A 19,944-nucleotide genomic window follows, 5' to 3' on the forward strand; every position below is an offset into this window, starting at 1 on the left:
GACTCCACGAGTGATGACGGCAGGTGAGGTCGAGCAGCTTCTTCTCGGCGACTCCCGGGTCCAGGACGTCTGCGTGGCGGGCGAGGGGCGTGACGCGGTGGCCTGGGTGGTTCCCCAGCGCGGAGCGAAGGCGGACGCGTTGTCCGCGCTCCTGAGGGAGCAGCTGGGCGAGGAGGCTCCTCCCGTCACGTTCCTCGATGCCATTCCCCTGCGGGCGTCGGGCGAGCCCGATCTCGAGGCCCTCTCGCGCCTGAAGCCCGTCACGCCGGCCGTGCTGCGTCAGGTGGAGTCCCGCTTCCGTCAGGCCGGTCTCGAGGCCGTGGCCCTGGCCGGCCCCCGTCAGGCTCCGGAAGTCTTCGAGCCCATCGACGAGCTGCTCCCCGAGTCCCTGCGTCCCCGCACCGGCGCGGCCGCCGAGCCCCAGGCCAGCGATGCCTCGGCGGCGGCGGACAAGGGCTCGGGGCGGCCGTCCCTCGTCGACGGCGGCCCGCGGCGCCATGCTCCCGGCAACCCGGCGGTGCTCACCGACGTGCTGCGCCGCGCCGCCGAGCAGTACGCCGATCGCCCCATCACCTTCATCGACCTGGAGGGCCAGCGCGAGACGCTGCGCTACGCCGATCTCTGGGACGAGGCCCTGCGCATGCTGGGCGGGCTCACCGCGCTCGGGGTGAAGCGCGGGGACCGCGTCATGCTCCTGCTGGAGCGGCCCGGCGACTACATCCGGGCCTTCTGGGCCTGCACCCTCGGTGGCGTGCTGCCCGCGCCCATGGCCGTGCCACCCTCGTTCGACCGTTCCCACGCGGGTGTGGCCCGGGTCCTCTCCGTGGTGGAGCGGCTGGGCGGGCCCCTCGTGCTCGCCGGGGCCGAGGGCGCCGCCGCGCTGCGGGCCATGGGCGTGCGCGCCGTCTCGGTGTCGGACGTGGACCGCTCCACGCCGGGGCAGGTGGTTCAGCTCTCGCCCTCGGATCCCGCCATCCTGTCCTTCACGTCCGGCAGCACCGGCAAGCCCAAGGGCATCGTCCTCTCGCAGGACAACATGGTGGCCATGTACGGGTCCATGTGCTCCGGCGGCTGGTACGAGGAGGGCGACATCGGCCTGGGCTGGATGCCGCTCGACCACGTGGCCGGGCTCAACTACCTGCACATGACGGCCCTGTGCACGGGCACCCCGCAGATCCTCGTCGCGCGCGACTACATCCTCGCCGACATCCTGCGCTGGATGGACCTGCACTCCGAGTTCCGCGCCACCGTGAGCTGGGCGCCCAACTTCGCCTTCGGCCTCGTGGCGGACCGGCTCTCCAAGGGCGAGCGCCGCGCGTGGGACCTGAAGTGCGTGCGCGTGCTGGGCAGCGCCGGTGAGCCGCTCGTCGCCGAGACCATGCAGCGCTTCGTCTCCCAGCTCGTCCAGGACGGGCTGCGCGAGGACGCCGTCTGCCCCATGTGGGGCATGGCGGAGACGGCCTCGCTCTTCACCTCCGTGCGCGGCGTCCACACCCACGCGGGCGAGCCCCATGTGGACCTCGGCCCGGCGCTCTCGGGCGGCGCGCTGCGCATCGTGGATGAGCAGGACGCGGTGGTGCCCGAGGGCACGGTGGGCCACCTCCAGGTGCGCGGCGCCGCCGTGCTGGCCGGCTACCTCGCCGACCCCGAGCTCAACGCGAAGTCCTTCACCCAGGACGGGTGGTTCCGCACCGGCGACCTGGCGGTCGTCCACGACGGCCACATGGCCATCGCCGGGCGGCAGAAGGAGCTGCTCATCGTCAACGGCAACAACGTCTACCCGCATGAAATCGAGGCGGTGGTGGAGCTGGTGCCGGGAGTGCTGCCGTCGTACGCCGCCGCGTGCCCCACGCGCGTGGGCGGGCTGCAGACGGACGAGGTCATCGTCTTCTTCGTGCCCGCGCCGGATGCGCCCCCCCTCGGCGAGCTGCTGCGCTCCATCCGCGAGGCCGTGGCGCGGGCGCTCGGCATCCAGGTGAGCTACCTGGTCCCGGTGAAGACGCACCAGGTGCCCAAGACGGAGCTGGGCAAGCGCGGGCGCACCGAGCTGCGCCGCCGCTTCGAGTCCGGTGAGCTCGCCGCCGAGCGCCGGGAGGCCGAGCGCGTCCTCGGTGGGCCCGCGACGCTGCCCCGGTGTCTGGCCGTGCCGAGCCTCACGCCGCGTCCCCAGGTGCCGGCCGGCGTCTCCGTGCTCTCCGGCACCGTGCTGCTGTTCTCGCCCTCCGGTTTCGCCACCGCGCTGAGGGAGACGATCTCCCGCCCGGTGGAGTGGGTGGCGCTGGCGCCGGACGCGAACCCGGTCCACGCGCTCGAGAGGCTCGACGCGCAGAGCCTGCGCTTCGAGGATGTCGTCTACGTCATGGGCCGCGAGGAGGCGTCCCGCGCGGGAAGCGCGGAGCTGGCGCGCTCCCTGTCGCCCCTGCTGCGGCTGGTGCAGGGGCTCACCGCGAGGGCCGCGTCCACGCCGGTACGGCTGTGGGTGGTGGCGCCTCGGGCCGAGGGCACCTCCTTCGACGCGGCGCCGCTCCTGGTGCCGGGCCTGCTCTGGTCCGCGAAGGCGGATGCGCCCAACCTCTCCGTGCGCCTGCTCTGGGTGCCCTCCGAGACGCAGGACGCCGCCGCGTTCGTGGCCGGAGAGCTCCAGGGCCTGCGCTCCGCGCGCGAGGTGTCCTTCCATGACGGACAGCGCTGGGAGCGCGGCTTCTCGCCCTGGGTGCCCTCGCGGCTCGACGGGGCGCGGCGGCTGCGGCGCGAGGGGCTGTACCTGGTGACGGGCGCGCTCGGTGGCATCGGCCAGGCGTGGGCGCGCCACCTGAAGCACTCGCTCGGCGCGAAGCTGGTGCTGGTGGGCCGCCGGGCCCGGGACGCCGCCGCCGAGGCCCTGGAGCGGGAGCTCGGGGCCACGTACGCGCAGGCGGACGTCACCGACGCCGCCCGGCTGCGCGCGGTGCTGGACGAGGCCGAGTCCCGTCATGGCCGGCCCTTCGACGGTGTCTTCCACTTCGCCGGCAACTTCGAGCCCGTGCCCTTGGAGGCGGAGACGCCGGAGACGTTCATCCAGCACGCGGCGGCCCACGTGCTGGGGGCCCTGGCGCTCGCCGAGGCCTTCCAGCCGCGGCCCGAGGCCCTCCTCTTCTTCGCCTCCTCGGTGATGGGGACGGTGGGCTGGTACGCCACCAGCTACTGCGCGGCCACCGGCTTCATCGACCGCTTCGTGGAGCAGCTGGCGGCCCGGGGACGGCACGCGGTGGCGGTGTCGCTCGGCCCCGTGAAGGCCACGGGCATGGCGCGCACCCTGCGGGCCTCTCCCGTGGGCTCGCGCACGCTGGAGCCCCAGCAGGTGCTGGCCGCGCTCGTGCTCGCCCTGGAGTCCGGCCGGACGCACGTGCTGGTGGGCGTGGAGGGCTCGGCTCCGGCGTGGCGTGCCGCCGGCCTGGGCGCGGGCGAGCCCCTGGAGCAGGCCCACGTCTTCTTCACCCAGGCCTCCAGCCCGGGCCCACTCCCGGTGAAGGGCGAGCCGGGCGTTACCGCGCTGCACCCGATGACGGCCCTCCCCCGGCGTGCCGACGGGAAGGTGGACGTCGAGGCGCTCGCCGCGGAGACGTTTGGCGAGGGCGTTCCCACCGGGCCCCTGGAGGAGATGCTCGTGGAGGCCTTCCGCGAGGTGCTGGGCGTGGACGCGGTGGGCGTGCACTCCCACTTCTTCTCGCTGGGCGGCAGCTCGCTCCAGGCCACGCGCGTCATGGCGCGCATCCAGGAGCGCCTGGGGCTGCGGCTGCGCGAGAGCGTGCTCTTCGACCAGCCGAGCGTCTCGCGGCTGGCGGCCCATCTCCAGGAGCTGGTGCGCAAGAACCCGGCGGACGTGTCGCAGCTCTCGGATGAGCAGGTGGAGCTGATGCTGCGCGTGCTCGGGACGGGTTGACCGGGGTAGGTTCACGTCCCGTCGGACATCGGGAATCAATCGAGAATCAGGAGTTGGCTTTGACGTTGGTTCGGCTCACGTTGCAGAGCGTCCTGGCACGTCCTCGGAGCTGGGTGGTCGGGTTGCTGGCGGCGGGAGCGGCGGTGCTGCTCACGCCGGGGCTCGCGCTCGTGGAGAGCATCGCCGAGGGCACGCGCCGCAGCCTCGTCGAGAGCGGCACGGGGGACCTGCAGGTGTACCACTCGGGCTCGACGGGGGTGCCGCTGATGCTGGTGGGCCCCAGCGGCGAGGCGGAGCTCACCCCGCTCGAGGACTACCCGGTCGCGGAGGCCGCCCTGCGCTCGGTGGAGGGCATCCAGGAGGTGGTTCCCCTGGAGGTGGGCATGGGCGCGGTGTTCCGGGGCAACTACCTGGACGAGAAGCTGGCCGCGGTCCGGGCCGTGCTCCGCGAGCCCTCCTCCGAGGCGCGTGACGCGCGGCTGGCGCTCCTGGTGGCGGATCTGCGGCGGACGCTGGAGCGCGTGGCCCGGGACGAGCGCAACCGGGAGCAGGCCTTCGCCGCCGAGGCCGCGTTCCAGGAGGACCGGGAGGCGTTGGAGAAGATCGTCTCCGCGGACTTCTGGGCGCGCTTCGCCACCGAGCCCCTGCCGGCCCTGGAGCTCATCGAGAACCGCGTGGCCCGGCTGGCCGGGGAGGGCGAGTCGGTGTCCCTGGACTACCTGGGCACGGACCTGACGCGCTTCGCCGGGGCCTTCCCGCGCTTCGAGCTGCTCTCGGGGCAGATGCCGCCGCCGGGCAGCCGGGGCCTGGTGCTGGGGCACGCGGCCTACGAGCAGTTCTTCAAGCTGCCCATCGCCTTCCGGCTCGACGAGCTGCGTCGCGCGCTCGAGAAGGGCGCGAGGCTCGCGGACGACGAGGGCCTGCGCACCCAGGTGGAGCGCAACCTCGCGGAGCTGCCGGACCTGCTGTCGCGGCTCGACGTGGAGCGGAGCGGGGCGCTCCAGGTGGCGCTGGCCCGTGCGCTGGGACACCCGGGCGAGCTGGAGGCACTGCTGAAGGAGTTCCTCTCCCTGGACGACGGCAACTTCGACGCGCGCTACAAGCTCTTCTACGCCGAGCTGGCGCCCCACCTGCCGCTGTACCGCATCAAGCCCGGGGAGACGCTCTCCCTGCGCAACCCGATGAAGCTCGGCTCCAACGTGCCGGTGAAGGTGTGGGGCACGTTCCGCTTCCGCGGGCTGGGCGGCGACAGCAGCCGCGTCAACACCACCTCGCTCGTGGACCTCGTCACCGCGCGCCAGCTGGCCAACCGGCCGACGCGGGCCGAGCTGGCGGAGGCCCGGAAGCTCATCGACGAGCTCGGCATGTCGGACGCCGCGGCACCGGCCGGGGACGAGCCGTTGGGCACGTTGACGATCGTCGACGCGGAGCCGGTGAAGGCCTCGGGCGGGGAGCTCGTGGTGGACAGGGACGTGCTGGCGGACACCTTCACCGAGGAGGAGATGAAGGACGGGAGCGTGCTGCAGGCGGCCCTCGTGCTGCGGCCCGGCGCGGTGCCCGAGGAGGTGACGGCGCGCATCCAACGGCTCGCGGGCGAGAAGAAGCTGCCGCTGGCCACGGTGAGCTGGCAGGAGGCGGGCGGCTTCGTCAGCGGCGTGGTGGGGATGGGGCAGGTGCTGCTGTTGCTGCTCGCGTTGATGCTGGGAGGTTTCGTGCTGCTGCTGTCCACGGGCACGCTGCTGCTGCTGGCCAAGGAGCGGGTGGGGGAGGTGGGGACGCTGAGGGCCATCGGCATGCAGCGCCGGGACGTGTTCTTCTCGCTGCTGCTGGAGGGGCTGCTGCTCGGCGGCGTGGGCAGCCTGTTGGGCGCGGTGGCGGGCGCGGCCCTGCTGTCGGCGGCGGTGGGCCAGGGAATCTCCGTGAGTGACGAGTCCTTGCAGTTCTTCCTCGGAGGGCCGGTGCTGTATCCGCAGTTGAAGGCGTGGCACGGAGGCCTGGTGGTGGTGGGGATGACGTGGGTGGTGGCCTGGGCGTCGCTGGTGCCCGCGTGGCGGGGCAGCGCGGTGGCGCCGGTGGTGGCGATGAGCCGGAGGGGGGACTAGCCATGCTCTCACTGCTGCGCATTGCGTTGCGCAACCTCTTCGTGGACCGCGAGCGGGCGCTGCTGCTCTTCCTCGTCATCGCCAGCGGCAGCGCGGTGCTGGTGGGGGTGATGTCGCTGAAGACAGGCGTGGCCGCGGCCCAGCGCGAGGCGGCGAGGACGCTGCTGAGCGGGGACGTCAACGTGGGGGGCTACTTCAAGGTGCACCCTGACACGCTCGCACCGGTGCTGGGAGACACGCCCCGGGTGCGGAGCGTGGTGGAGCCGCTCGTCCCGGCCGGCTGCGGCCTGCGCGAGCGCGGGCGCGGCTATGCCACCGTGGCGGCGGGCCGGCACCGGGTGCGCTCCTTCCTGGTGGGCCTGGACGCGGGACATGAGCGCGAGCTCGTCCAGGCCATGGCCACGCGGGAAGGCTCCGTGGCGGCACTGGAGCGCACGCACACGGTGGCGCTCTCCGCGCCCCTGGCCCGGCAGCTCCAGGTGAAGGTGGGTGACGTCACCACGCTCTACACGCAGCTGGTGGGAGGGAAGAACAACGCGCTCGACGTGGAGGTGGCCGCCATCACCGAGCCCATCGGCCTGCTGGGCGAGTCCTCGGGCATCCTCGTGTCCAACGCCACCCTTCGCGAGCTGCACGGCTACAGGCCGGAGTCCGCCAGCGTGCTGCAGCTCACCTGTGGCGGGGAGACGGACGTGGACGCCCTGGCGGGCACCGTGCGCGAGGCACTGCGCACCTCGGGCTTCACGGTGCTGCCAGCCTCGCACGAGGCGTATGGCGACAAGCTGGCGCCGCTGCTGCGCGAGGGCTGGGCGGGCCAGCGGGTGGACGTCACCACGTGGCGGGACGAGTCCTCCTTCCTGTCCTTCGTGACGGACGGACTGGGGGCGCTCGCGGTGCTGGTGGGAGTCATCGTCTTCGCCGTGGTGGTGCTGGGCCTGTTCGTGTCGCTGAACGTGTCGGTGCGCGAGCGCACGCGGGAGATCGGCACCCTGCGCGCCATGGGCATGCACCGCCGCTCGGTGGTGGGCATGTTCGTGCTCGAGGGCATGCTGTTGGGCGTGCTGGCCTCCGCGAGCGGGGCCGCCATGTCCGCGCTGCTGTGCGTGGGGCTGCGCGGCTCGGTGCCGCTGCCCGAGGCGATCTCCAACTTCTTCTTCAGCGGGACGCTCCCGCTCCAGCCCGAGCTGCCGCACGCCGTGGTGGCGGTGGTGCTCGTCACCGTGGGCGCGGTCCTGGCTTCCATCATCCCGGCGGCCCGAGCCGCCTCGCTGTCTCCCCGCTCCGCCATGGAGTTCCTGTGATGACCTCTCGCGCCTTCCTGTCGTCGTGTCTGCTGGCCCTGCTCACCCTGCTGCCCGCGGCGGCCCTCGCGGACACGCAGCCGTCCGCGGATGACCTCCTGCGCCTCATCGACAAGCGTCTGTCCTTCACGAGCGACTACAAGGGCGTGGTCCGCATCCGGGAGATTCGCAAGGACGGGCAGGACCGGCTCGTCGAAATCAACGTCTACCGGCGGGACAAGACGAGGGACCTGGTGTTCCTCACGACGAAGCCCAAGCACATGGCGGGCAGCGGGTACCTCCGCATCAGCAACAACCTGTGGGAGTACAACCCGACAGTGGGGCAGTGGGAGCGGACCACGGTGCGCGCGAACATCGCGGGTACCTTCACGTGCGAGTCGGACTTCGATCGCTCGCGGCTGGCGGAGGACTACACGGCGAAGGACGAGGGCGTGGAGAAGCTCAACGGCACGTCCTACCGCAAGCTGTACCTGACGGCGAAGTCGGGCGCGGAGGTGCCGTTCCCGCTGCTGCGCATCTGGGTGGACCCGGACAACAATCTGGTGAAGCGCATCGGTTACGCGCCGTCGGGGAAGACGCTGCGCACGGACACCATCCGGGCCTACCAGCGCATCAAGGATCCGGAGAGCGGCCAGCAGGTCTACCACTACAAGGAAGTCATCGAGGAGGAGGCCGAGTCGGGGATGAAGATGGTGGTGCGCTACGAGGACGTGCAACTCGCCCCGCTGGACGCCAACATCTTCACCAAGTCCTGGCTCGAGGCCCGCGCGAGGTAGAAGAACCCGGGTTGCGCATGCCCCCTCTCCCTCTGGGAGAGGGCGGGGGGGAGGGTCGTCCCGGTGACTCGACTGGAGAGGTGCGGCAATGCCTGGCTGTTTCGCCACTTCGTGCCTGGTGGGTGAGCGGGGCCCTTTGCGCATGGGCTCGCTCGCGCTGACTGCGCTGGTGTTGCTTTCCGCGTGCGCAACAGGGGGACCCATCAGGGCGGGCATGGCGTACCGCGACCGTTCGTCCGTAGCGGAAGCCGATGACCCGGGCGCGGACGAAGCCGTCTTGTTCAACCTGCCCACGGACTTTCAGCCGGTGCAGGTCAGTGACTCCGAGCTTACGGCCGCCCTGACGACGTTGTGGCTCCACCTCCCGCTGCGGGTCTCCACTCCATGTCCCCCGCTGTACGTTGGCCGGAAGCTGGCGCTGGTGTCCGCGCCTGTTGTGACTGGCGACGCGTGGCAATCCGAGCTGGCGCGGTCCTATGGGCGTTTTTGCGAGCGGCGCGGCACCCCAGGCGACTGTCTGACGCTTTTTGACGACGGGCCTCACCTGGATGCCAGGGATAAGCGCAGCATTGCCCTGGCCCTTGCGGTAGGGCCAGCTCTGGAAGGGCTGGATGCGGAACTACGGGCCATGCTCGACCCCGCGCGGGTGCTGGCTACCCTCAGCTTCACCATGACGGCCTATCTGGCACTCTTGATTGCGCCCGAGCCAGTGACAAAGGGAGTCGCTCTCGCGTTTTCCGCGCTGCTGTGGGGCTACCTGGGGTGGGAGTTCTTCGAGCTGCTGCGCGCCTATGTGCAGCTTCATGAGGACGCACCGCGAGCCACGAGCTTCGCGGAACTGCGAGAGGTGGGCGGCAGGTTCGGAAGAGTCATCGGCCCCAACAGTGTGCGCATCCTCGTCATGGTGGCGACGGCGGCGATCGGTGAAACGGCCACGCTCGTATCGAAAGGGCCGAATCTACCGGGCTTCGGGCAGGCCTCTCGCACGGTGGAATCAGATGTCGGGCTCCGGTTGATGGACGCGGCAACGAACGCCGAGCGCGTCATTGTTTCCGTGAATGAGGGGACGATTCGTATCGTGCTGCCGACCACTGCGGTGGCAATGAGTGCCCGGAACGGTGGGGGCAATCGCCCATCGAACGGAGGGGACGTAACGCCCAAAGGGGAAGCGCCCTCCGCGAGCAGGTATCGCGCATTCAAGTCTTTTGACGCTTTCAAAAATGCCATGGGTTCCGCGGGAGAGGGCAAGGCATGGCACCACATCGTCGAGCAGCGGAAGGTCAATGTTGAGCGCTTCGGCTCAGAAGTTATTCACAATACGGAAAATGTAATCGCGGTAGACAAGGCCAAACATGATGCAATCAGCGCGTACTACTCGACCCGGTCCGACGATACGGGCGGCATGGTGGTGCGCGAGTGGCTCCGCACGAAATCCTACGAAGAGCAGCGTGCTTTCGGATTGATGATCCTGAGGTTGTTTCGAGTCATCCCATGAAAAAAGCACAGATCAAGAAGCTTCCAACGGACGATTTGATCGAACAAGCCAGGACCCTGTCCGCCGAGCGATGGCCTGCGATTCATGCGGGAAAGCCGAAGGAGGCAAACCGCATGTATGACCTTCTCGTTGCGATTCGCCAGGAGCTGCGGGCAAGAGGTAGCGATGCGCAGCGCCACTTATTGAAGTTGCTCGATGATCCAGATCCAGGGACCCGTTGCTGGGCCGCTGGCTCGATATTGGAGTTCGCACCAGCCGAGGGGGAGCGGGTGCTTACGGAGATCATCAAGCATGTAGACGGTCTCGTAGGCTTCTCCGCGACGAGAACGTTGGAGCAGTGGAAGGCAGGCACCTTCAACCCGCCTTGATGTCTTCATTGGGGTGGGTGGTGGCCCTCGCCCGTGAGCAGGTGCTCACGGGGCGAGGGGTGTTGGACTCACCGGCGGAACGGGGGCGCGTCCTTGCGGCGGTCGGCTTTTCTGGCGGGGGGCGTCATCTTGGAGAGATCGACATTGCTGGGGAGGGTGCCGCCGAGCACGTTGATGGCGTAAAGGTAGGCGTAATAGCCATCGCCCCCGGCGCTGATGGAACTCTCGGCGGTGGTCTGCAACGCGCTCTGATCCGTGCCGGCCATCTGGGTCTCCGAGAAGCTGATGGGTGGGTCGATGCGCCAGTAGTTGCCCCAGGGCATCAGGCTCATGAGCTGCGCGTCAGGGGCGAGGATGTTGCCGGCTCCCATGACCTGGATGAGCGGGCTGATCTCATCCCCTTGGGTATCCTTTTCATCCAGGAGCCAGCTCATCGTGCCCCAGTTGTAGTCATCGGAGTTGGCGATTCCCGGATTGAAGAGGCCCGTTCCCAGCGAGAGGAGGAAGACCTCGTCGAGGCTCTCGTAGAGCCCGAGCCGCGAGGCCTCGGCCAGCGCGTACAGGGCGGGGTTGTTGGCCACCATGCCGCCGTCGACGACCCAGCGGCCCGTGGCGCCCGAGCCGCCCGGTGCACCCGTGCCGATCTGCGCCGCGGGGAAGTAGGTCGGCGCCGCGCTCGTCGCCCGTGCCGCCTCCCAGACGTAGTAGTCATCGGCGGCGGAGTTCGCGGCATCCTGCCAGTTGAAGAGATAGGGGCCCACGTTCCCAGGGTTGTTGGTGTTGATCGTGAACCCGGTGGTGAGCACCTGCTTCGGCATCGACAGGCCGGACTGGGCGAGGCTCGCTCGCGCCTGCGAGAGCGTCAGGGTCGCCCCGAACGCATTCTGCAGCCACGGCTGGATGCCGCTCTTCGGATCGTCCGGGTTGGTTCCGTAGTACTTGGCGCCTGCATTCGAGGGGACGAACAGCTCGGACTCGTCATTCAGGTAGAAGTCGAGGATGTCCTGCGCCGTGTACGGGAGCAGGGTGCTTCCGGCGCTCTTGCTGCTGCCGCTGGAGGGCGTCGTGAGCCCGAGCGAGATGATTCCTCCGGTGGACGTCCCCGCGATGACGTCGAAGACCTCGAAGAGCTGCTTCCCACCGAGTGTCGCCTCGAGCTGCTGGAGGATGTAGGCGGGGATGACGCCGCGGATTCCTCCGCCGTCGATCGCGAGAATCCTGCACTTGATGTCTGCCATGTCCGTGTCTCCGGTTTCCTCGCCTCGTGGCAAGGGACGCGCAGCTGCGTTGACAGCCTCACGAACGTGGCACGCGACTCCTCCCCTCGCGAGAGAATTCAACGTTTCAGCTGACCCGGAGTCCGCTCCGTGCGAATCATTTCAGGGCCGGACCGCTTGCGGCACCGTCTCCTCGTGAGGGGCTCGCCCCCGGCTCAGCCACAGCGCCGCGGCGCTCAGCGCGACCAGCCCCTCGCCGAGCCGCACGCCGTAGTTGCCCGGCCATACGCTGCCCAGTCCCACCAACGCCGCCATCGCGCCGAAGCCCACCAGCGCGCCGCTGTTGCCCAGATTGTTGAAGGCCACGAGCCACTCGGGCTCTCCTGCGGCCGCGCGCCGGGTGGCGTGCTCGCGGAAGGCCAGCATGAACAGCGCGAACGCAACGCCCAGCACCACTCCCGAGCCGAACAGCACGGGCGTGGCCCCGGCGGCCTCCGTCCCCAAGAGCGCGCCCGCGAGTGCCATCACCACAGGCGCCACCCGCATCCAGCTAGGTGCCAGCCCCTCACGGGTGCACAGGCCGATGACCACCGTGCTCACGATGGCGCTCGCGTACACCGTCGCGATCAACGCGCTGCCCATCACCGTGGCATCCGCACGGCCGTGAAGGTCCCGGAGCACGTACACCGCGCTGCTCGCCAGCAGGGCGTACGCACCATAGATGGCGAGTGCGCCACTCCACACCGCGCGGCCGCTTCGCGAGAGCGGCCGAGGCGCCTCGGCGGGCTGCCACGTCTCGTCTCCGCTCCCCACCGCCCGGCATGCGGCGAGTGCGAGCGCTCCGAGCACCGCCAGCGCGCAGCCGTTCCACAGGGCCACCCGCGCCTGCGCCGCGCCCGCGCTGACGGCGCCCAGCCACAGCGGTCCGAGCAACATCCCCACGAAGCGCAGGGCACTGCCGAGTTGATCGTTCCTCGCCCGCGCGGCCCCAGCGAGCGCCGTGGCGCGGCGGTCCATCTCCTGGGTCACGTAGTTCGCCACGGCGCGCACGCCCACGTGCGCCGCCGCGTACAGCCACGGGCCCCGCGCGCCGAGCACCACGACGCTCAGCGCCAGCATCGAGAGCACCAGCAGGGTCCCGGCGCGCACGCCGCCCCCGAGGAAGCCGAAGCGCCTGGACAGCCGTACCGCCGCGATGGACGCGACAGTTCCCACCAGGAGGCAGCCCGCGAGCCAACGCTCCTTCGCCGCGGGGACGTTCGCCGCGAAGAAGGCCTGTGCGTGCACGTTCACCAGGCCCGAGAGGAGGAACGAGGTGAGCAGGAGCGCCCCGTTGCGGCGCAGCAGCGTCACCACCACCGCACCAGGGAGGCCACGGTCGCGACGGGCACCAACACCCAGAGCAGCCGGGTGTGCCAGCCCTGCTTCGGAATCGTGAAACCGTGGATCATCGCGAGCGCCGCCGCCGCGAGGTAGCCCCCCACCAGCACGTTGCGCGCCCCGGCCGGCAGCCCCGCCGCGCCCGCCGCCACCAGGTAGAAGAGCGCCGCTCCGTGGGCGGTGGGCAAGCCCTGGAAGCACTCGCGGCCGTCCACCACCACCGTCCCCGTTTCCATGAAACGCGCCAGCCGCCACACCCCCGTGAGCGAGTACGCCACGAGTGCCGCCGTCCACGCACCGCCCACCCCCATCGCGTGGGCGAGCATCGGCGGAACCAGGCAGAACGAGACGGCATCGGCGAGCGAGTCGAGGAAGCCGCCGAAGGCGCTGACCTGCTTCAGCCTCCGCGCGAGCTGGCCGTCGAACACGTCGCAAGGAAGCGCCAGCGCGCCACAGAGCACCGCGGCTCCGAGCTGGCCCGTCAGCGCGAGGTGACACGCCAGCGTGCCGAGCACCACCGACAGGCTGGTGACCAGGCTGGCCGCGTTGAGCTGCTCGAGCACCGGGAAGTTCTTCATTCGGGGGCAACCTCCGGAGCGGGTGCGTCCACGTGGAAGCGGATGAACTTCGCGAGTGCCGTGGAGAACGGCTCCTGGACATAGGGGAGCCCGCGCCGCTCACAGAAGGCGCGGACGAGGGGCGCGGCCCGCCGCAATTGGTGGCGCGGCAGGTCGGGGAACAGGTGGTGCTCGAGCTGATTCTCCAGCCCGCCGAAGACGAAGCGCGCCCAGAGGCCACCCGTGTAGTTGCGGCAGGTGCGGATTTGAAGCTCCGCGAAGGTGAGCGTGCTCGCCTCGGCCTCGGTGAAGGACGGGAGATCGTAGTGGTTCCCGGCGAAGACCGTGTTCAGGTACAACATCCCGATGCAGGTGTGGGCCAGGAAGAGAGGGATCGCCCACGGGCCGAAGAGCAGCGCGAGGCCCGCGCCCTGCAACGAGAAGCCGCAAACCACCAGGCACAGCTCCCGGACGAAGCGCTCACGGTGGAAGCGGTGGCAGTAGAAGCCGTCGCGCAGGCCGAGCAGCAGCAACGACTTGGGCAGGTACTTCCCGCGGAAGCGCGAGAGCAGCAGCAGGTTGGGCGCGGCGATCCACGCATGGGAGAAGCGGCGCTCCCCATCCCACCGCTCCGACTGGTCCCCGTCCACGCCGCGCACGTTGGGCGCCGCGTGGTGCCGGTCGTGCCCATGGCGCCAGCCCGAGACGAACTCGCCCAGGAGCCCCGCCGTCAGGGCCGCGAAGAAGCGGTTCGCCCGGCGGGAGCGGAACGTGCCTCCGTGCGCCGCGTCGTGCATCAGCCAGCCCAGCCGGTAGAACACCAGGCTCGCGAGCACGAACAGCGGGACCGCACCCCACGTGTCCGTTCGCGCGCTGGCCCAGAACAGGGCCGCCGAGCAGGCCAGGTGCAGGGGAAGGCTCACCACCGAGCGCCACGGGGCGTAGGCGTAGCAGCCCGCGGCGCGGACCTCGCGCTTGAGCTCGGCGTAATCCGTGGAGGCCCTCAGCCGAACCATGCCTGCACCGCCGTGAAGAAGAGGGGAGCCGTGAGGATGAGGCTGTCGCAGCGGTCCAGCAGTCCGCCCTGCCCCGGCAGCGCCGTGCCCAGGTCCTTGAGCCCGACCTCGCGCTTGAGCCCGGACACCGTCAGATCGCCCAGCAACCCGAGCCCCGAGAGCGCCGCGCCCAGCAGCGCGCCCTGCGCATGCGTGAAGGGCGTGATGGAGGGGGCCGCCAGCCCCGCCACCAGCGCGGAGATCGCCATCCCGCCGAGCAGGCCCTCCCACGTCTTCCGGGGTGACAGTGTGGGCGCGAGCCTGTGGCGCCCGAGCGCCTTGCCGGTCACGTACTGCCCCGCGTCGCTCGTCATCACCGAGAGGAGGAGCAGCAGCACGAAGCCCGCGGCCCCCGAGGGGCCGGGCAGCGGCCCGTGGAAGAAGAACCAGGGCACGTGGCCGAGCGAGAACACCGTCCACACCACCCCGAGCTGCAGCCGGGCCGCGCGGGCGATGGGCCTGTCGCCGCCGAGGCGCAGCGACGCGAGCGTCAGGATGCCGAAAGTCCAGAACAGCCACAGCCCCGAGACGAGGCGGGCGTTGCCCGTGGCGATGGCCCCGAAATGCAGCGGCACCACCAGGTACGCGAGGGCGTCGAGGCGCGGGTCTCGCTCCGCTCCCTGGGTGCGCAGGTACTCGCGCAGCGTCCACCCGCTGGTCAGCGCGAAGACGCCCAGCGCCGCCCACGCGCCCAGCGCCACGCACAGCCCACCCGCGAGCGCCGGAGGCCACCAGGAGTTGATGGCCTGCCGGATGGGCCTGGCCTCCGCACGCCGCAGCCGGGGATGCGCGAAGGAGATGACACTGCAGGCGAAGATGAAGCCGTAGATGCGGGCGAGCAGCTCGAAGAGTGCTGTCGGCGCAAGGGAGAAGGGCATCATGGCGGGCGGGTGTCGAGAAGACGACGCTCGACCATCGCACCGGGGTCGCTGTTTTACAACGCCACCATCCTGTACGTGCCCTGACGCCGCCAGGAGGAGGGGGGGCGGAACGCAAGGGGCGGGCGCGGGACGGGCCGTCATGGAGCGCTCCTTCGCAAGGAAGGAGCCGACCTGAGCGTCTCGAGGCCTGGCGGTACAGGCCCGCTCTCCAATGCCCGCGCACCAGGACGGCTGCGCGGTGCGCCGTGTTTCTCGGCCCCGTCCACCTGGAAGAAGCGCACCAGTTGCAGCAGGCCCTCCGCTTGCGCCGCCATCTCCTCCGCGGTGCTCGACAACTCCTCGGCGGCCGCCGCGTTCTGCTGCGTCACATCGTTCAGGCCGAGCATCGCCTTGTTGAGCTGTCGGACGCTCGTCGACTGCTCGCCCGACGTTGCGGCGACGCCCTTGACCAGGTGCGACGTCGTGTCGATCGACGGGACGAGCGCCTGGAGCAGGTGGCCGGACTGCTCGGCGATCTTCACGCTGTCCGACGCGACCGTGCTGATCTTCCGGGCGGCGCTCTGGCTGCCCTCCGCCAGCTTGCGGACCTGGGACGCGACGACGGCGAAGCTCTTGCCGTGCTCGCCCGCGCGCGCCGCCTCGATGGAGGCGTTCAGCGCGAGCAGGTTCGTCTGATAGGCGATCTCCTCGATGATGGAGATGTGCGAGGCGATCTGCTTCATGGCCTCCACCGAGGCGGAGACCGCCCGGCTGCTCTTCTCGGCGTCGGCAGCTCCCTTGGCCGCGATCGTCTCCACCTGACGGCTGCTGTCGGCGTTCTTGACGATGGACTCGCTCATGGTCTCCAGGTTGCTGGTCATCTCCTCGAAGGTGGCGGCTTGCTCGGTCGCGCGGCTCGAGAGCGACTGGGACGTCTGCGAGAGCTGTGACGCGGCCGACGAGAGCGCCGCGGCCCCATCGCGGACGTCGGCAATCACCTGCGCCAGCCGATCGGTGCCCTCCTGCTCAATCGAGGTTGGGCTCCAGCGCGATCTGTCCGGAGCCGCGGGACCAGTTGGAGATGTAGCGTCCGGTGGCGTCGGAGCCGGGCGTGTTCACGTACTTCGCATCGAGCCCATCGAACGCATTGGGCTCCCACGTCGTCCAGATGCCGAGCACCTTGGGGTTGGCCTCTGCGACCTTCCGGAGCGCCGCATCCGCCATCCGGCGATCCGTCAGACCGGCGACCTTCTGGGCCACCAACGTCTGAGCGAGCGTCCGGACGGGCATGAACGCGGCGTCGAGCTCCGAGTTGACGATGCGCGCATAGCGCTCGGCCATCTGCGTGACCAGCTGGTTCGCTTGCTCCTCGGCCACCCGCGAGGACTGCCGGCTGACGACGAGAACGAGGATGCCGAGTGAGATGCTGATGACGCTGCAAAGAGCGACGAGGAGCTTCGTCGCGAGGCTCTTGCTGAATTCCATGCGCTCGCGAGTAGCACGGGGGGAATCGCATGAGAGCGAAGGGCCCCTGAGCCGGCGCTCGGATGCCCGCTCGCTTCGGGTGCTGTCCTACCTGGAGCAAGCAACCGCGGGACAAAGGCTCTACACCCGGGCAGCCTCACCATCCGGACTGGCGAGAACGACGACATAGCCGTCCAGGTCCTCGAGCCAGATCTCCCGGTGTTGCGCAGCGGGGTTGACGTGCGGCTCTTCCAGCACCCGCGCGCCCAGACGTCTCACGCGTTCGACGGCGGCATCGAAGTCGTCGATCTCGAACCAGAGGAGGACGCCATGGCCGTGCGGTGCCCGATCGGCGCCTACGAGATTGGGATGCTCCTCGGCATCCCACCGATGCAGTTGGAGCACGAGGGTCTCTCCACTCCACAGGCGGTCATAGAGGAGCCGGTGGGGGTGGTCCGGATCGCCCCCGCGCAGCTGCAGCAGCGTCTGGTACCACGCGCTGCTGGCCTTCACGTCCTTCACCGCGATCAGCGTCTGAGGCCTGACCGTGAGTCGACTGGGTGGATGCATCGAGACCTCGGAGGAGAGAAACGCGCGACGTGGCGTTCTCCGCCGACCCTAACCTGCTTCAGGGAAGTCCGGTAAGGCTCAGGCCGGCGTGATGGAAGAAGGCAGCGAGGACATCGTGTCGGTGGCCCAGGCGCATGAATGAAGCGAGTGCCTGGGCACGCAGCTCGGCGACGGAGTCGGGCGTGGCGTTGCGCAATTCGGCCTTCACCACCCCATTGCAGCCCTCCTCGGGGTTGAGGTCCGGTGCATAGCCTGGCAGCCGCTCGAGGCGGAAGTCCTTGGGGTGGCGGGCGACGAAGTCGAGCGTCTCGGCGCTGTGGGGCTGGTTGAGGCCGTCCCACACGATGGTGAGAGGACGGCCCACCTTCCTGCGGAAGTAGCGCAGGGCCGCGATGATATCCTCGCTGGTGAAGCCTCCCTCCTGGTGGCGCGAATACAGGCGCGCCGGCCTGGGGCTGTAGGGGGCAACGAGGGCGACGATGCTGGAGACTTCGCGCCGCTTGTCACGGCGGCGCAAGATGGGCGGATGCCCGACGGGTGCCCAGGTGGATGCAACGCGGGCCCGAAACGAACTACCCGTCTCGTCCACGAAGGCAATGGCCCGCCCGCTTCTACGAGCCCCCTTCTGATGCGTGGCCAATCGCGCTTGAGCCACGCCTCCACCAACGCGTCGTTACGCTCCTTGGCTCGCGTGCGGGGCTGCTGCGGACTCAGACCCAGCCGGTGAAGGCGCTCGGCCAGGTAGTTGGGGTGGTAGCTCACGCCGAACGTGTGCTGGATGAGATGAGCCACACGCGTGAGCGTCCAGCGCTCGGTAGGAAACCCGCTGGTGCGCGCCCCTGCCCGCACCAACTCCGCCACCTGCTGCCATTCCTCAGCGCTCAACTTCGACGGCCGGCCCGTTGTTACCGCGCAGCTTAGATGAGGGAGAGCGGCCCGGGCGGCCAGGGCCCTGGGCGTGGCCAAGGGGACCTTCTACAGCAAGAGCCGGCGCTACGGGCTCGCCCTCCCGGAGGGCTCGTCTCTGGCCGGGGCGCTCGGCCGTTGGTGAGCTGCCGCGACGGGCTCAGGGGGCCAGCATGATGTTTGGATCCACAGCGGCGGGCCTGGCTTCGGGCGGCCTGGCTTCGGTCCCTCTGAGATAGGCCAATACCGCATCGCGGGTCCCCCATTGGTTGTACACGATGTCGTACACGTAGCCACTCACATCGATGATCTTCGTCGTTCGATGATCGAAGTAGTATTCGGCTTCTCCAGTGAAGATGGTGGCGGCTCCGCCACTTGACTTCACGACATCCTTCTGGCCTTTCGCCACCGAGAACACGGCCTTTTCCAGCACCTGCATCTTGGAGATGTAGAACACCCTGGTATCGGTAGGCTGCATCTCCAGCAGAGCCGCGAACGCGCTCTTCTGTCTCTGATTCAGCGTCGCCACCGCATTGATGAAGCTCTCCCTGGTGTCCCAAGGATACTGGCGGAGCGACCACTTCATGCTGTAGGTACCTTCGACCGACATACTGCTCTGGATGTCGGCATAGAGCGGCACGTTCACGGCCAGCTGGGAAAAAATCTCCCGGGTCGTGATGGCCGTATCCTCGTAGACTGCGGCGCCCCCCACGGACAGGGTCGGCTGTGTGACAGGTATTCGATCCACGATGTTGGTGACGTTTCCGGCCCCATCGACACGGGCGATGATGAGCGCCCCGAGGTTCGGAACGACGTCGACGAGCCTGCTGACCTCCTTGCCGTGGATCTCGAGTCTGCTTGCGAGTTGCTCGAGCGCCGTCTTGGATTCCTCTGGCGACGTCAATGTGACATTCGCGATCTGGACATGCTTGCTCAGATCCAGCTTACCCCCATCGTTGATCAACAGCGGTTGCTCGCTATGAACGGCCGAAGAGCCTACTGCCGACCACGTGACGTTGACCTGATGGCCGATCGGCACTGCGATGGGCCCCCATCTCTGGGTTGAGGCATTCCCCCCCTTCAAGGCCTGTACATACATCTCCTGGTGCTCCGTCTCTCGATCCTGCTGATCCTTGACGACGATTATCACCCTCGCCTGAACGGGAATTGTATTGGATATATCGACCCTGACGTTGCGCTTCACGCAGGCCGTGATGTGGAGCAGGATGAGTATCGGTACGACCAGACGCATGATTGGACTCCTTGTGTGCGTGAGTGAACACACGGACGAGCCCCTTGCGAACAGCGTGCCCACGGTGATGGACGGACACATGACGCCGTTTCCGGCAATCCTTTGCGGCCGCACGCGTCCGGACCAGCGCAAGGTTTTCGCCTTCGAACAAATCGAGCGCAATGGGTGCGGTGAGAGCTCCAGGTCCGCACCTCGGTGCCTCCTGTCACGGTCTCCGCGGGTACCAGAAATTCCGGAGCTTTGACTTCGCTCTGAAAAAAACCGTTTACAATCAAATTTTATACTCCAAGTGGAAAATGTCCCCCCTCCTCTGTGAGGAGTCCCGCCCCATGACACGCCCCTTCATCACCGCCCCCCCTCTGTGCCCTGCTCTCCACACTGCTGATGACAGCCTGTGGGGGCGCGTCCGAGACCGAGCAGGAGGTGCCGGTGGACGCCCTGGGCACCCAGGAGGCGGCCGTGTGCTCCGGTCTGAGCGTCACCACCCTCGCCTTCACGGGCGCCAGCACCGTAAGCCTCCGATCCGGCCCAGGTAGAGCTGGAGCTCGAGGAGCCGCAGAGTGAGCGGCGCGATGACGACGAACACAGCGATGACGAAGGGGGAGCCGGCGTGGTTGGAGGCAGCGCGGCGACCGAGGTGGACACCCGAGGTAGCAGCGCAGGTGGTGCGAGCCTGGCAGGAGGAAGGAGGCACGCAGTCGGCCTTCATGCGCAAGTAC

Annotated in this window: 16 protein-coding genes and 1 pseudogene; 6 read left to right on the forward strand and 11 right to left on the reverse strand. The window is 69.2% G+C overall.

Features of this window, described 5'->3' with window-relative positions; all coding sequences use genetic code 11:
• The first annotated feature begins 13 nt into the window (after positions 1 to 13).
• From AC16DP_RS20235 to AC16DP_RS20260, 6 genes are all read left to right on the forward strand, one after another.
• Complete coding sequence (locus AC16DP_RS20235; RefSeq protein WP_483956822.1) at positions 14 to 3,922, forward strand: SDR family NAD(P)-dependent oxidoreductase; 3,909 nt, start codon at positions 14 to 16, stop codon at positions 3,920 to 3,922.
• 59 nt (positions 3,923 to 3,981) lie between these two features.
• Positions 3,982 to 6,024: an FtsX-like permease family protein gene (locus tag AC16DP_RS20240; protein ID WP_329725657.1), complete on the forward strand. Its 2,043-nt coding sequence runs from the start codon at positions 3,982 to 3,984 to the stop codon at positions 6,022 to 6,024.
• 2 nt (positions 6,025 to 6,026) lie between these two features.
• The gene (locus AC16DP_RS20245; protein WP_329725658.1) at positions 6,027 to 7,325 is read left to right on the forward strand and encodes an ABC transporter permease; all 1,299 of its coding nucleotides are present in this window, start codon (positions 6,027 to 6,029) and stop codon (positions 7,323 to 7,325) included.
• Positions 7,325 to 8,101, forward strand: a complete 777-nt coding sequence (locus AC16DP_RS20250; RefSeq protein ID WP_329725659.1) for an outer membrane lipoprotein-sorting protein — start codon at positions 7,325 to 7,327, stop codon at positions 8,099 to 8,101. The genes AC16DP_RS20245 and AC16DP_RS20250 overlap by 1 nt, the downstream gene beginning before the upstream one ends.
• 88 nt (positions 8,102 to 8,189) lie before the next feature.
• Complete coding sequence (gene sitA5 / locus AC16DP_RS20255; RefSeq protein WP_483956823.1) at positions 8,190 to 9,596, forward strand: SitA5 family polymorphic toxin; 1,407 nt, start codon at positions 8,190 to 8,192, stop codon at positions 9,594 to 9,596.
• Complete coding sequence (locus AC16DP_RS20260) at positions 9,593 to 9,964, forward strand: DUF2019 domain-containing protein (RefSeq protein ID WP_329725661.1); 372 nt, start codon at positions 9,593 to 9,595, stop codon at positions 9,962 to 9,964. Before sitA5 ends, AC16DP_RS20260 begins: the two co-directional genes overlap by 4 nt.
• Positions 9,965 to 10,032: 68 nt before the next feature.
• Here the strand turns inward: AC16DP_RS20260 and AC16DP_RS20265 are convergent, their stop codons facing one another.
• The 11 genes and pseudogenes from AC16DP_RS20265 to AC16DP_RS20315 form a co-directional block, all read right to left on the reverse strand.
• Entirely contained in the window at positions 10,033 to 11,202 is a 1,170-nt protein-coding gene (locus AC16DP_RS20265; RefSeq protein ID WP_329725662.1) for a patatin-like phospholipase family protein, read from the reverse strand.
• 141 nt (positions 11,203 to 11,343) lie between these two features.
• Complete coding sequence (locus AC16DP_RS20270) at positions 11,344 to 12,534, reverse strand: hypothetical protein (protein WP_329725663.1); 1,191 nt, start codon at positions 12,532 to 12,534, stop codon at positions 11,344 to 11,346.
• On the reverse strand, positions 12,531 to 13,139 hold the full coding sequence (locus tag AC16DP_RS20275) for a CDP-alcohol phosphatidyltransferase family protein (protein WP_329725664.1): 609 nt from the start codon (positions 13,137 to 13,139) through the stop codon (positions 12,531 to 12,533). The genes AC16DP_RS20270 and AC16DP_RS20275 overlap by 4 nt, the downstream gene beginning before the upstream one ends.
• Entirely contained in the window at positions 13,136 to 14,134 is a 999-nt protein-coding gene (locus tag AC16DP_RS20280; RefSeq protein ID WP_329725665.1) for a fatty acid desaturase family protein, read from the reverse strand. The genes AC16DP_RS20275 and AC16DP_RS20280 overlap by 4 nt, the downstream gene beginning before the upstream one ends.
• On the reverse strand, positions 14,122 to 15,054 hold the full coding sequence (locus tag AC16DP_RS20285; protein WP_329725666.1) for a phosphatidate cytidylyltransferase: 933 nt from the start codon (positions 15,052 to 15,054) through the stop codon (positions 14,122 to 14,124). The genes AC16DP_RS20280 and AC16DP_RS20285 overlap by 13 nt, the downstream gene beginning before the upstream one ends.
• 137 nt (positions 15,055 to 15,191) lie before the next feature.
• Complete coding sequence (locus tag AC16DP_RS20290) at positions 15,192 to 16,031, reverse strand: methyl-accepting chemotaxis protein (RefSeq protein ID WP_329725667.1); 840 nt, start codon at positions 16,029 to 16,031, stop codon at positions 15,192 to 15,194.
• A 28-nt stretch (positions 16,032 to 16,059) separates the two neighbouring features.
• Positions 16,060 to 16,518 carry a PDC sensor domain-containing protein gene (locus AC16DP_RS20295; protein WP_329725668.1) on the reverse strand — a complete coding sequence of 153 codons (459 nt, stop codon included), beginning with the start codon at positions 16,516 to 16,518 and terminating at the stop codon, positions 16,060 to 16,062.
• A 120-nt stretch (positions 16,519 to 16,638) separates the two neighbouring features.
• Positions 16,639 to 17,067 (reverse strand): VOC family protein, encoded by a 429-nt coding sequence (locus tag AC16DP_RS20300; RefSeq protein ID WP_329725669.1) that lies wholly within the window; start codon positions 17,065 to 17,067, stop codon positions 16,639 to 16,641.
• Between the two features lie 58 nt (positions 17,068 to 17,125).
• Complete coding sequence (locus AC16DP_RS20305) at positions 17,126 to 17,722, reverse strand: transposase (RefSeq protein WP_329725670.1); 597 nt, start codon at positions 17,720 to 17,722, stop codon at positions 17,126 to 17,128.
• Positions 17,722 to 17,928 (reverse strand): annotated as a pseudogene (locus AC16DP_RS20310) (helix-turn-helix domain-containing protein); the annotation flags it as partial. The gene AC16DP_RS20305 and the pseudogene AC16DP_RS20310, both read right to left, overlap by 1 nt.
• A 205-nt stretch (positions 17,929 to 18,133) precedes the next feature.
• Positions 18,134 to 19,225 carry a hypothetical protein gene (locus AC16DP_RS20315; RefSeq protein ID WP_329725671.1) on the reverse strand — a complete coding sequence of 364 codons (1,092 nt, stop codon included), beginning with the start codon at positions 19,223 to 19,225 and terminating at the stop codon, positions 18,134 to 18,136.
• Positions 19,226 to 19,944 lie beyond the last annotated feature (719 nt).

The organism is Archangium sp. (assembly GCF_057119385.1).

Bases quoted from the DNA above. Each gene is read 5' to 3' on its own strand.
- AC16DP_RS20260 (WP_329725661.1), top strand. From the start codon at position 9,593: ATGAAAAAAGCACAGATCAAGAAGCTTCCAACGGACGATTTGATCGAA.
- AC16DP_RS20235 (WP_483956822.1), top strand. From the start codon at position 14: ATGACGGCAGGTGAGGTCGAGCAGCTTCTTCTCGGCGACTCCCGGGTC.
- AC16DP_RS20285 (WP_329725666.1), bottom strand. From the start codon at position 15,054: ATGATGCCCTTCTCCCTTGCGCCGACAGCACTCTTCGAGCTGCTCGCC.
- AC16DP_RS20300 (WP_329725669.1), bottom strand. From the start codon at position 17,067: ATGCATCCACCCAGTCGACTCACGGTCAGGCCTCAGACGCTGATCGCG.
- AC16DP_RS20315 (WP_329725671.1), bottom strand. From the start codon at position 19,225: ATGCGTCTGGTCGTACCGATACTCATCCTGCTCCACATCACGGCCTGC.
- AC16DP_RS20295 (WP_329725668.1), bottom strand. From the start codon at position 16,518: ATGGAATTCAGCAAGAGCCTCGCGACGAAGCTCCTCGTCGCTCTTTGC.
- AC16DP_RS20265 (WP_329725662.1), bottom strand. From the start codon at position 11,202: ATGGCAGACATCAAGTGCAGGATTCTCGCGATCGACGGCGGAGGAATC.
- AC16DP_RS20275 (WP_329725664.1), bottom strand. From the start codon at position 13,139: ATGAAGAACTTCCCGGTGCTCGAGCAGCTCAACGCGGCCAGCCTGGTC.
- AC16DP_RS20245 (WP_329725658.1), top strand. From the start codon at position 6,027: ATGCTCTCACTGCTGCGCATTGCGTTGCGCAACCTCTTCGTGGACCGC.
- sitA5 (WP_483956823.1), top strand. From the start codon at position 8,190: ATGCCTGGCTGTTTCGCCACTTCGTGCCTGGTGGGTGAGCGGGGCCCT.
- AC16DP_RS20280 (WP_329725665.1), bottom strand. From the start codon at position 14,134: ATGGTTCGGCTGAGGGCCTCCACGGATTACGCCGAGCTCAAGCGCGAG.
- AC16DP_RS20250 (WP_329725659.1), top strand. From the start codon at position 7,325: ATGACCTCTCGCGCCTTCCTGTCGTCGTGTCTGCTGGCCCTGCTCACC.